This window comes from Mycobacterium sp. E3305 (assembly GCF_001666785.1).
GTDB lineage: Bacteria > Actinomycetota > Actinomycetes > Mycobacteriales > Mycobacteriaceae > Mycobacterium.
Genome location: NZ_LZJA01000071.1, coordinates 1 through 10,995, shown reverse-complemented (window position 1 = coordinate 10,995; position 10,995 = coordinate 1). Strand labels below are relative to the sequence as shown.

13 protein-coding genes and 1 tRNA gene are annotated in these 10,995 nt (G+C 68.1%); 2 read left to right on the top strand and 12 right to left on the bottom strand.

Annotated elements, in window-relative coordinates:
• The 3 genes from A5701_RS28770 to A5701_RS06505 form a co-directional block, all read right to left on the bottom strand.
• Positions 1-80 (bottom strand): DUF6295 family protein (locus tag A5701_RS28770; protein ID WP_231972776.1); only part of this gene is annotated, 80 nt, incomplete at its 3' end.
• 7 nt (positions 81-87) lie between these two features.
• Entirely contained in the window at positions 88-843 is a 756-nt protein-coding gene (locus tag A5701_RS06510; RefSeq protein ID WP_067749980.1) for a dienelactone hydrolase family protein, read from the bottom strand.
• 110 nt (positions 844-953) lie between these two features.
• On the bottom strand, positions 954-1,736 hold the full coding sequence (locus A5701_RS06505) for a hypothetical protein (RefSeq protein WP_067749979.1): 783 nt from the start codon (positions 1,734-1,736) through the stop codon (positions 954-956).
• 253 nt (positions 1,737-1,989) lie between these two features.
• Between A5701_RS06505 and A5701_RS06500 the strand changes: the two genes are divergently transcribed.
• On the top strand, positions 1,990-3,000 hold the full coding sequence (locus A5701_RS06500; RefSeq protein WP_067749977.1) for a chemotaxis protein CheB: 1,011 nt from the start codon (positions 1,990-1,992) through the stop codon (positions 2,998-3,000).
• Here A5701_RS06500 and A5701_RS06495 read toward each other — a convergent pair.
• The 8 genes from A5701_RS06495 to A5701_RS06460 all read right to left on the bottom strand — a co-directional run bounded on the left by A5701_RS06495 (position 2,997) and on the right by A5701_RS06460 (position 10,025).
• Positions 2,997-4,214, bottom strand: a complete 1,218-nt coding sequence (locus tag A5701_RS06495; RefSeq protein WP_067749976.1) for a methyltransferase domain-containing protein — start codon at positions 4,212-4,214, stop codon at positions 2,997-2,999. The two genes, A5701_RS06500 and A5701_RS06495, sit on opposite strands and share 4 nt — an antisense overlap.
• A gap of 81 nt (positions 4,215-4,295) precedes the next feature.
• Complete coding sequence (locus tag A5701_RS06490) at positions 4,296-4,661, bottom strand: DUF732 domain-containing protein (RefSeq protein WP_067749975.1); 366 nt, start codon at positions 4,659-4,661, stop codon at positions 4,296-4,298.
• Positions 4,662-4,677: 16 nt separating this feature from the next.
• Positions 4,678-4,980, bottom strand: coding sequence for a hypothetical protein (locus tag A5701_RS06485; protein ID WP_067749974.1), 303 nt, complete (start codon positions 4,978-4,980; stop codon positions 4,678-4,680).
• Between the two features lie 104 nt (positions 4,981-5,084).
• Positions 5,085-5,561: a hypothetical protein gene (locus A5701_RS06480; protein WP_156669953.1), complete on the bottom strand. Its 477-nt coding sequence runs from the start codon at positions 5,559-5,561 to the stop codon at positions 5,085-5,087.
• 355 nt (positions 5,562-5,916) lie between these two features.
• Complete coding sequence (locus A5701_RS06475) at positions 5,917-7,716, bottom strand: ATP-binding cassette domain-containing protein (RefSeq protein WP_067749972.1); 1,800 nt, start codon at positions 7,714-7,716, stop codon at positions 5,917-5,919.
• Positions 7,717-7,725: 9 nt separating this feature from the next.
• Entirely contained in the window at positions 7,726-8,628 is a 903-nt protein-coding gene (locus tag A5701_RS06470; RefSeq protein ID WP_067749970.1) for a phosphatidate cytidylyltransferase, read from the bottom strand.
• Between the two features lie 15 nt (positions 8,629-8,643).
• Positions 8,644-9,273 carry a 1-acyl-sn-glycerol-3-phosphate acyltransferase gene (locus tag A5701_RS06465; RefSeq protein ID WP_067749968.1) on the bottom strand — a complete coding sequence of 210 codons (630 nt, stop codon included), beginning with the start codon at positions 9,271-9,273 and terminating at the stop codon, positions 8,644-8,646.
• Positions 9,270-10,025 (bottom strand): CDP-alcohol phosphatidyltransferase family protein, encoded by a 756-nt coding sequence (locus tag A5701_RS06460; RefSeq protein WP_082969685.1) that lies wholly within the window; start codon positions 10,023-10,025, stop codon positions 9,270-9,272. The genes A5701_RS06465 and A5701_RS06460 overlap by 4 nt, the downstream gene beginning before the upstream one ends.
• A gap of 270 nt (positions 10,026-10,295) precedes the next feature.
• On the opposite strand from A5701_RS06460, the gene A5701_RS06455 reads away from it, so the two are divergent.
• Complete coding sequence (locus tag A5701_RS06455; RefSeq protein ID WP_156669952.1) at positions 10,296-10,649, top strand: hypothetical protein; 354 nt, start codon at positions 10,296-10,298, stop codon at positions 10,647-10,649.
• Between the two features lie 91 nt (positions 10,650-10,740).
• Here A5701_RS06455 and A5701_RS06450 read toward each other — a convergent pair.
• Positions 10,741-10,814: transfer RNA gene (locus tag A5701_RS06450), tRNA-Leu, on the bottom strand.
• Positions 10,815-10,995: the final 181 nt, after the last annotated feature.

The window sequence follows — 10,995 nt, the reverse complement described above, 5'->3', positions numbered from 1 at the left end:
GCGCGGCTGGCGCCGAACCACCCCGTGGCGCCCTTGCCGCTGCCGTCGATTCCGACGTGTTCGGTGAGATAGGTGCACATGAGCGGCCTAGCCTTTCAGGTGGGTGGCGAAGAAGTCGTCGATGCGCCGCCAGCCGTCGACCGCCGCCTCGGGCCGGTAGGCGGGCCGATCGACGGAGAAGAACGAGTGGCCCGCGCCCTCGTAGGAGTGGAACTCGTGCGGTTTGTTCAGCCTGTTCAGCTCGCCGTCCAGCGCGGCGACCGCGGCCGGCGCCGGGAATCGGTCGTCGAGCCCGAACAGGCCCAGCAGCGGGCAACTCAGGTTCGGCGCCAGCTGCAGGATCGGTTTCATGGCCTTGGGCATCCCCTCCGGCGGATCCTCGACGATGAAGGCGCCATAGCAGTCCACCGCGGCATCGAACGGCAGCGAACACGCCGCCAGGTATGCGTGCCGCCCGCCGGAGCAATGCCCGATCACGCCGAACCTGCCGTTGGCGCCCGGCAACGAGCGCAAGTGCTCGACCGCGCCCGCGACGTCGCCGACCAGGCGCTCGTCGGGCACGCCGCCCGCCGCCCGCGCCGCCGCCGCCGCATCGTCGGGCGACGCGCCCGGCGCCTCACGCGAATAGAGGTTCGGGGCCACGGCGTGGAAGCCGCTGACGGCGAGCCGCCGGACGAACTCCTTTGTCTCGCGGTCATAGCCGGGCATGTGATGGATCCACACGACCCCGCCGCGAGCGCCCTCGGCGAGCGGAGTCGCCAGGTACGCCTCGATTTCGTCGCCGCCGTGACCGGTGATGGTGATCGTCTCCGCACGGATGGCGTCTGGGCTGACCGCGTTCATTCGCGACTCCTCTTTGGGCTCCCTGGTCGGCCGCAACCCGACGCGGAGCGCGTGCGGCCGGTCCGGGCCCGCCCCGCCGGAACCCAACGTAGCGGAACACCCCCACGCCGTCAGCGCCGCTTGTCGCGCACCTTGTACGTCGAGGGCCACGACTTGCGGGACTCGTCCCCCGTCAACGGGATGCCCATCCCCCCGACCTTCACGTTGTAGGCCTCCTTGCCAGGACCGACCTCCCGATTCGCGTGCTCCTGGGCAAGGAAGTACAGCTCGTCGATCGTGGCCTCGTCGTAGGCGACGAACGAGGTTTCCCGCGCCACGTCGTCGATCCCGGCGAGCATCCGCTCGGGCAGCACCCGCGACGCCAGCGCCGCCAGTCCGAACAGCGTGAACGGAATGAGCCAGTAGCAGGCGTACGACAACGGAGTCCTGGTGTCCAGGATGGTGGCATCGCCCCGGATGAGCGGCGGGATCGCCGACGACACCGTCATGACGGCCAGGGTTCCCACCCACACCCAGCTCAGGACGTTGACGGCCCGCGCGAACAACTCGGTCGTGCGCACGTCCGCGGGCTGCTCCGCGGCGGCGAACGCGCGCACGAACGGCTTGCCCGTCAGCGTGCCGGCGAGCGCGACCACCAGGAAACCGGCGATGCTCAGCGGGAGTATCCACCGGTGGGAGAACCGGTCACCGAGCGCGAAGGTCAGCCCCGTCAGCACCACAAACACTGCGGCGGAACCGATTTCGAGCGTCCGCTCCGGCTTGCCGGTGAGGTGCCCGATCGCCAGTGCGACGGCAGCGACGGCCAGCCCGACGAGTGCGGCCGCCGGCAATGGGACGTTACCGACGAGCACCCAATAGACGATCCACGGCGCAAGACCAAACAGCATGCCCACGAGGGGTCAGTGTATGAGTGACGGTTTCCGTGGTCCTCGGGGGCCGGGTCGAAAATTTGGTCCGCGGCCCACGACCCCCGCCGCGCGGCGTTCTCGGGTCGCCGGATTCCCGCGGCGCCAACGGCTTTCCCGGCGAAAGGTGACGCCGCGAAGAGGGCTTATGGCCCTTGGCGCGCGGCCTTGCGGGGGGTCAGTGTTGGAGCGGTACGGATCTGAAGGCTGTCACCGCGACAGGGTAGGGCTAGGTCGAGCTATGGGTCGCACGGCAACGCCGGCTGAAGGCGTGGTGGCGATCGGCGCATCCGCCGGGGGCATCGAGGCGTTGAGCGAACTGGCGGCGGGGATGCCGCCGGACTTTCCGTTCGCGGTCATGATCGTCATCCACATGAGCCCGGGAGCGCCGTCCCTGCTGGCGCAGATCATCAACCGAAGCGGCCCGCTGCCCGCGGTCGCGGCGGTCGGCGGTGCGGTGCTGGAGGCCGGCCGGATCTACGCCGCCGTGCCCAACCACCATCTGCTGGCCAGCGACCACCGGGTGGCGCTGTCGGACGGACCGTGGGAGAGCGGTCGCCGACCCGGCATCGACGCACTGTTCCGGTCCGTCGCGCTGGACTATGGCCCACGCGCGATCGGCGTTCTGATGTCGGGGCTGCTCGACGACGGCGTGGCCGGACTGCGCGCCATCAAGTCCAAGGGAGGGGCCACAGTGGTTCAGGAACCGAGCGACGCGCTGTTTCCCGACCTACCGAAGAACGCCATCAAGGCCGGCCTGGCCGATCACACGGCCGCGGCAAAGGAGATCGGCAGCCTGCTCGGGCGGCTCGCCGACCGGAACGTCGAGGAGCCGGCGGCCGATCCCGACGGGCGACTCGAGTTGGAGAATCAGATCGCGATGGACAGCCAGTTCGCCGCGTCCGTCGGCGTGGAAGACCTGGGCCCACCGACCGGATACACGTGCCCGAGCTGCAACGGAGCTCTGATGTCGGTTGGCGACAACGCCTACCGCTGCCAGGTCGGCCACGCGTGGACGGCCCAGGCGCTGCTCGTCGCCTACGGCGACGAACTCGAAGAAGCGATCTGGGCGGCGATCCGCAACCTGAAGGACACCGCGCGGCTGTCCCGCACCCTCGCCGAGAACGCCGAAAGCGCAGCGGATCTGGAAGGCTATACGGTCGCGGCGAACCGGGCCGCCCACGCGATTGCCGCGTTGCGGCAGGGCCTGCTGACGGCGAAGGCCGACAGTCGGAACGGCGGGAGCACCTAAGCGGTGTGCAACGCCATCGCCAGGAAGTCGAGACGCCACAGCGACTCGAACAGTTTTCGCCCGAATTCCCTTACCAGTTCGGCAGTTTCGGGGCCGACGTCGCCCTGGCGGGCGACGTGCTCGATGATCTCCCGAATCGTCCGGCGGCCGTCGACCTGCTGAACGAACGGCAACTGGGCCGGGTTGAGCTTCAGCTTGCTGCCCGGCAGATGGATATCGTCCCCGGCGAGCAGGCAGGCCGTCCGCAATAGCGGAACATAATCGAGCGCCTCGGGCGTCGAGAAATCGATCGCGTAGTGCTCTTTCGGGCGTTCGGGGCGGCAGGCCATGAAGAAGTGCGTGGCATTCGCCGGCTGCAGGCGTTCCATCACCGACCACAGCTGGACGTCGGGCAGCTGGTTCAGCAGCGCCTGGAACCCGCTCGCCGGCGCGACAACGTCGTGCGGGTAGTACGGCGTCTTGTGGAACCAGCCCTGGAATGCCAATCCGGCGGCGCCGACCAGGTCCAGGCATTCCGCAACGGTGTAGCTCCGCTGGCGACTGTGCAGGAACGTGTCGACCAAAGCGCCGTCGGACACCAGATCGCGCGTGCCCTTCAGGTACGGGCGGACGGGGTGATCCGCGGGCAGCACCGCGAGCGCCTCTTTGACCATGTGGACCGATGCGTCGTCCTGCCCCAGCCCGAGGTCGCGGAACGCCGATTCGAGCATCTCGACGCCGATCCGCCCGTACTTCGCGTACAGCATGACGCACAGTGCCCCCTCCGCGCGCAGGCAGCCGCCGAGAGCCTTGAGCCCGGTCAGCGGATCCGCCATGTGGTGCAGGACCCCGCTGGACACGATGAGGTCGAAGTCGCGCGAGAGCGTCGCGACCTCCTCGATGGGCAGCAGGTGCAGTTCCAAGTTGTCCAGGCCGTGCTTGTCTTTCAGGTACCGCTCGTGCTCCAGCGCCTTCCGGCTGACGTCGATCCCGACCACCCTGGCGGCGCGGTTCATGAACGCGAAAAGGGCCGCCTGGAAGGTGCCGCAACCCGCGATGAGAATGTCCAGGTCCGGTACGTACTCCCGGTTCGGCCACAGCACCCGGTGCGCCCAGAACGGGTCGAACCAGTCCCAGTGGGCCTTGGTCCACGCCGCCAGATCGGTTATCGGGGGCGGGTATTCCCAGCGATCGTATTGGCTGGAGACGCCGTCGCTCCGCGGATCGTCGGTCACTTCGGCGCGGCTCCTTCGCGGTTGCGGTCGCGACCAACTTACTGTGCCTTGGGCCGTCCGGCTTGCTTACGGCGTCCCGGCTCACATCAGCGGGGGCCCTGGGACCAGCCAGATCAGCGAACTGTCGATGAGCCCCCGGTACTGCGGGCAGTAGGCGGCCACGGACAGGCCGACGAAGTAGCTGGCTTCCTTCATCGAGAGATCGGTGTCGCGCTTCACCTTCATCGCCAGCACGCTTGCGTTCGCGTTGTTGTCGAATCCGGTGCACACCCGGTGGGCCATCGCGATCGCGACGTCGCTGTCTCGGACTTCGATCCCGTAGTTGGCGAGGGACGCGATGAACGCGTCGTCGCCCGGGTCGGCCGACGCCGGCGCCGACGCCAGCAGCTCGAGCACCGACAGCAGGACCGCACAGACCGCCGGCCACTTCCCGCGACGGACGTTCATACCGGCGCGGTGCCGATCAGTTCCAGGCCGACTGAGGGGCCTTCGCCTGGCTCACCCCGTGCTCGCTCTGCCCGTTCGTCTCCGGCGCGGCGACCGCGCGCAGCCCGACCGGCCGTTGGCGCCAGCCCGCGTACCCGAGCGCCATGCTGATCGCGGAATAGACGACGGCCTCCGTCCACATGAACCCGACGCCCCACTTCCTCCCGAGGAAGATCGGCTCGTCGATGATGCCGCTGGAAGCGGCAATGGCGTAGCCCGCGTGGGCGTACGCGATGCCGGCGAACGCCCCGCAGAAGAATTTGCTTGCTTCGCGATTCATTGCTCGTCCTCCCTGAAGTTGTGTGATCTCACTGTCGCCCCGCCCGCCGAGAGCTGGTAGGGGCCAAGGTCCTCGCCCAGCGGCCCCTTGGTCGCTGATCCGACCTAGGCCGGTCCGTTGACGATGCGATCCCGGATGCCGGTGGCGGTGGTGAGATGCCCTTCGGCGGAGTTCATGAATTCGCCCGCATGGCGCGCCTCGTTGGCGTCCTTGTCCTCGACCGCGGCGACGCAGAAGTGGGACGCGGCATCGAAGTCGTCGAGGCTGGCCTGCAGCGCGTCGGTGAGTTCTTTGTCGGGGGACGGCAGGTGCCCCTGGAGGAAGCTCGCCGCGTCGTGGCCCTCGTGGCAGGCGGCCCCCAGGGCGGCGTAGTCATGCTCCCCGATGGCGAATGTCGCCTTGCCCATCGCTATCCCCAGGTCTTGCATGTGGTCTTTGGTCAGTTCGACCCATCCGCGCACGGCCTGACCATGCGACGTGGTCGTGGTGGTCGTGCCGCCACCGCCGTTGTGATTTCCAGCGGAGCAGCCCCCGACGAAGAGGACCACCGCCGCAGCGCCCGCCATGGCTTGCTTGATCACCACCGGCCTCCTAATCCTGTGCTGGTGGTGATCTTCGTTCCGGCGGCGCCGGCTAGACAGGGCACAAAGCCTCTAGCTCTGGCACCAAGGTGCCCCAAATCCGGTGACTGGATTAGCGACTGCAGACAACGACGGGCAGCGAAGCTCGCGCCCATGCCGCGCCGGTGATCAGCAGCCGACCGGGCCGCCACCCGCGGGGCAGGTGGGAATGGTGATGGGTATGCAGCCCACCGACGTCGTTGAGACGGCGAATGCGAGCACGAGCGCAATCAGAACTTTCTTCCCCCTGGCCATAACCAGGAAGCGTAATGCCCGGCTGCGTTCCGCTTGGCGGATTGTGCAAAACGCAAGCGCCTCAACGTCGAAGACGCCAGCGCGTGACGCCGGCGAAGAGCATGGCAAGCACCCCCAACACGGCCATATTCGTGAGCCACGCCGACCCGGTGTGCTGCCAGAGCGAATCGTTCGAAATCCCCGCGACCAGTTTGGTCAGGTCGGCCGTCGACGCAGTCGCCGCGAACCCCCATCGTCCGGGCGTCAGCCAGGCCAAGGCTTCCATCAGCGGCCGGCCGGTCACCGGGATGAAGCCGCCCGCGAGCACCAGTTGCGCCATCAGCGTCATCGCCAGCAGCACGATGACCTGATCGCCGGTGCGGGCCACGGCCGAAAGCGCAAGGCCGAGAAGGACGGCCACTACGCACGTCGCCGCGACGCCGACGAACAACTCGACGGCCGGGCTACCCAGGACCACCGCACTAGACGGGCCGGGCTTGCCGATCGCGGGCGCCGTGACGATCGCAACGAGTATCGCGGATTGGATCACCGCGACCGCGCCGAAGACGATCGCCTTCGCGAGCAGGTATGCCGACGCCGATAGTCCTGCCGCCTGTTCGCGCCGGAAGACGGCGCGTTCGCCGACGAGATCGCGGACGCTCAGTGTGGTTCCCATCAGGATCGCCGCGAAGCTCGTCAACGCGACGATGTGTTTGGCTTCGAACGGTGGTTCGCCAGGCGCCGGCATGTGGCTCAGGCCTGCGTGACCGGTGACGGTCAGCGGCAGCAGGCCGACGATGAACGGCAACACAGCGAGGAAGGCGAGGTAACCACGGTTCGCCACAAGCAACCTCACCTGGCGACGCGCGAGCGTCGACGTTTGGCGCCACACGGCGACAGGGGGCGGTTGGACCGGCTGAACGAGCGCGGGACGGCATACCGTGTCCGCTTCCTGGGAGGCTCGCCCCTGCATGAACCGCCGTTGGAGACCGTCCGGATCGGCGCATACTCTGGTGAAGATGTCAGCCCAATCTGAGGCTCCCAGATAGGAACTGAGCCGATCGGGAGGGCCGCAGAAAACCGTCTTGCCGCCGGGCGCGAGCAACAGCACCTGGTCGCACACGTCCAGGAACGTCAACGAGTGCGTGACGACCACGACCACGCGGCCCGCGTCGGCCAACCGGCGCAGCATCGCCATCACCGAGCGGTCCAGCGCGGGATCCAGCCCCGTCGTCGGTTCGTCGAGCACCAATAGGTAAGGGCTGGTCAACAATTCGACGGCGACCGACACGCGCTTACGCTGGCCGCCCGACAACCTGTCGATGCGAGTGTCAGCGTGGGGTGTCAGCTCGAGTTCCTCGAGCACGGTGGTGATCACCCGCGCGCGTGCGCTTGCGGTGGTGTCGGCGGGCATCCGGAGTTCCGCCGCGTACTGCAGTGCCTGTGCGACGGTGAGCCGGCCGTGCACAAGGTCGTCCTGTGGCACCATCCCGATCTCGCTGCGCACTGTGTGCACGGCCCTCGCCTCCAAAGACGCCGTCCCACTGGTCGGCCGATCCTCCCCGGCGGCGACCCTGGCCAGAGTGGACTTGCCCGCGCCCGAGGGGCCGATCACCGCGGTCAACGTGCCGGGGCGCGCCGCGAACGAAACCCGTTCCAGCAGAACCCTTTCGCCGTCAACGGCGAGGCTGACATCGCGCATCTCCAGGCCGCCGGTCGCCGCGGGCAGGAATCGGTTCTCGCGCTGGACGCTCCGATTAATCGGGATCGACCCGAACGGCTCTGCCGGGAATCGCCAGCGGGCGCGCATTTCCGTGGCGTTCGCGGCTTCGTCGGTCCGATTCTTGAGGGTGATCGGCATCGTGGGCTTGTCGTTATTCATTGAGATCTCTCATCCGAGGAAGTAAGCGAGTGGGAGGACAACCAGCAGTGAATCGATGCGGTCGAGGAGGCCACCGAATCCGGGCAGCCAGTCACCGGCGTCCTTGACCTGGGCCTGTCGCTTGAGCATGGATTCAAGCAGGTCACCGAACAGACCGCCGATGGAGACGGCGATGAGCAGGCCGACGGAGATGGTGCCCAACAGGGTGAGGATTCCGAACGCGCCGATGATCGCGCCGACCATCCCGCCGACCGTCTTGTTGGGGCTCAGCGGGGACAGCGGCGTGCGCGCCCATCGCATGCGGCGCAACCCTTTTCCGCCGCACCACGCCGCGACGTCGGTGGCCGCGACGGCGAAACACAGCAGGTATGCGTCCGGTCCCACCATGACGAGGTGGGACAGCGACCAGCAGATCCACACCGAGGCGAAGGCGGCGGAGGCGGCGCGCCTGGCGCCGTTCTCGACGTCGCCCTGAAGGACCGAGGGCGCCACGCACAGCAGCACGATGATCGGCGCGAATTGCAGGAGCGAGGGGCGCAGCCACGCCGCGACCGGGTATGCCACGGCCAGGACCACAAGCACGTAGGTGTCGGCCCGGCCCAGCTTGACCAGTCGCGCGTACTCGATCACCGCGACGACGGCCAGCGCCGCGGCCAACCCCGCCGTCGTGCCTTGGCCGGCCCAAACCGGGATCCCGACAGCCGGTGCGATCAGCACCCAGGTGCGCCATTTCTGCACCAGCTCGCGTTTGCGCGAGACCAGGACGGCGGCGCCCGCGACGGCGAGGATCGCCACCGTGACCCACATCAGGAACACAGCCGTCGAGTACATGTGGACGTGCAGCGGACCCACGTCGATGTTGAGCGGCATCCGCCGATCGAGATGAGGAAACCAGCGGTCGAGGAGTGACATGGTGGGCCGCCGGTTCTAAGACGCCAGCGCGAAGCGGTCATCGGCCACGACGTCGCCCCGCAGCGCCAGCACCTGCGACCGCAGTTGCGGTGCGGAGGTGGTGTGGGGATCGACGGGCGTACCGAGGCGTACCTCCATCGGGCCGGGCGTGAAGCTTCCGTCCTTCGGCAGGACGTCGGCAGTCCCCACGATCGCTACCGGAACGATCGGCACGCCGCAGTCTCGCGCCAGACGTACTGCGCCGAAACGAAATTCGCCAATCACGCCGTCTGTCGATCGCGTTCCCTCGGGGTAGATGACGACGGTCCGTCCCGCGCGAAGCGCCGGGCCGGCGGCCGCGAGCAGCGCGTCGTAGTTGCCGTCGCCCGAGCGTCGCACCGGCAGTATCCCGATCAGCGAGGTCGCGATGAAGCGTCGCACCGGCACGTCGAACCAGTAGTCGGCCGCCGCGCCGAAGACAGGACGAGCTGCGGACGGCAGCGCCGCCACCAGCACCGCGGTGTCCGCGTGGGAGGCGTGGTTGGCGACGACGACACAGCCGCCCTTGGCGTTCCAACGCCCGGTCACGGTCAGCCCGCCCGAGACGGCACACACCGTCCGCCAGAGCCGGTGCCGAAGCACGCTCGCAATCCGGCCGGTGGTCATGCCGCCACCAGCGTCATGGGCAGCGTGACGGCATTGGAGAGGTGAGCCGCGGTAACCGGTTGCGTGATCGCATCAAAGTGCTCGAACAGCGCGACAGGCACAGTCGCTTCGATCTGCAGACCGCGGGGAACGAAGTCCGGCACGCGCTGCGCCTTCAGTTCGCGATGCGCGGCCCGCAACCGCAGAATGGTCGTGAGCAGTGATCCGTTCACCAACTGCACCAGCAGGACGGGCATGATCACGGGGAATGCGGTGGCCAGCACCAGGAACAGGCAGCGTTCGGTCTTGCCGAGCGGTCCGCCGTTCCGCCGCGTGAGGCCTGCAGCGGCAACGGCCAGCGATGCGAAGGTCGGCAGTGTGGCGGCCAGCGCCGCCAGCAGCACCTGAAGCACCGGCCAGGACAGCCAGTTCAGTCCGGGGCCGTGCTGCCGCGCCGCCCAGACCACCAGGCCGCCGAACGCGAGCAGATCGGCGGCGCGGTCGCCGACTTCGTTGACGACGAAGCCCCATGGCCGGCTCACCCCACGCGCTCGGGCGACGGCCCCGTCGAGGTTCGCGCCCGCCAGGCGCATCACCATGAAGACCGCCGCCAGCGGCCACCATCCGAACGCGATGGCAGTTCCCGCAGCGCCCGCCGCCGCGACACCCGCCGCGGTGAAGACGTCGGGAGACACTCGACGAGCCACCGCGATGTGGACGATCGGGGCCAGCCTCTTGGTGAACCACGGCTTCAATGCGTAGAGGCCGGCCACGCGAGTTTTACGAGAAGTCGAAGGGGCTGCGTGATGGATAGCGACGTTGGTGTTGATGGCCGGCTCCTTTCGTTTCGTGCCGAGTCCTACAGGGGACGCGCCACCTGGTGGCGGCGCGTGCGACAAGTAAATGGAGGCGCACGGACTACCGATCCCAATTCGTTGACGTGTCGTCACCAAAATGAGGCGATCACCTCATGCGCGGCCGTGGGCGCCGCCGCAAGACTTGGGTCACCGCGTGACATCGCCACCGATCGACGAGGGGAAACCGTGACGACTCCTGGACCACACCCGCGCCCGCGTCGCCTCATCGCCGGTGCTGTCATGGCCGCGGTCGCCGCGTTCGCGTCGGCGTTCCTGGCAGCCCCGCCCGCCGCGGCATTCACCTACCCCGACCCGATCTGCAACGGGATGGCCTGCATCTACCAGTGGTGTCCCGGCATGCCGCTACCGATGGCGTCGGCGGGGACGCCCAACTGGGACATGAATGCCTGGCACCGGTTCATGATCGGACAGATTTCCGCCAACTCGCCGGCGTGGGTGACCAACGGAGGGCTCAACCGCCAGGTCAGTCCGATGGTCATCGAGGGTGGCCCGGGACCCTGCCCGGGCTGCGTGAGCTGATTGCCGGTTGTCGGCACGTTCCGGTCGCCTTCCGAGGTCCGCTATCGGTTGCCTCGGTGATTCGGTCCCCGGGTGCTATTCAATTCACCGGTGCCCCCAGTCGGACTCGAACCGACACTGGGCGGATTTTAAGTCCGCTGCCTCTGCCAATTGGGCTATGGGGGCCCGGCGGCGAATCTAGCGCGCGGGCGCGGATCCTAACCGAAGGCCGCCCCCACCGCATGCCGGACATTTCGCCTATTCGACAGGGGTGCGATGTCCCGGTTTCGGCGCCCGCGCGCTAGATTCGCCGCCGGGCCCCCATAGCCCAATTGGCAGAGGCAGCGGACTTAAAATCCGCCCAGTG

Excerpts from the sequence above, each read along its gene's own strand:
- A5701_RS06510 (WP_067749980.1), bottom strand. The coding sequence starts at position 843 with ATGAACGCGGTCAGCCCAGACGCCATCCGTGCGGAGACGATCACCATC.
- A5701_RS06500 (WP_067749977.1), top strand. The coding sequence starts at position 1,990 with ATGGGTCGCACGGCAACGCCGGCTGAAGGCGTGGTGGCGATCGGCGCA.
- A5701_RS06490 (WP_067749975.1), bottom strand. The coding sequence starts at position 4,661 with ATGAACGTCCGTCGCGGGAAGTGGCCGGCGGTCTGTGCGGTCCTGCTG.
- A5701_RS06485 (WP_067749974.1), bottom strand. The coding sequence starts at position 4,980 with ATGAATCGCGAAGCAAGCAAATTCTTCTGCGGGGCGTTCGCCGGCATC.
- A5701_RS06475 (WP_067749972.1), bottom strand. The coding sequence starts at position 7,716 with ATGAATAACGACAAGCCCACGATGCCGATCACCCTCAAGAATCGGACC.
- A5701_RS06470 (WP_067749970.1), bottom strand. The coding sequence starts at position 8,628 with ATGTCACTCCTCGACCGCTGGTTTCCTCATCTCGATCGGCGGATGCCG.
- A5701_RS06465 (WP_067749968.1), bottom strand. The coding sequence starts at position 9,273 with ATGACCACCGGCCGGATTGCGAGCGTGCTTCGGCACCGGCTCTGGCGG.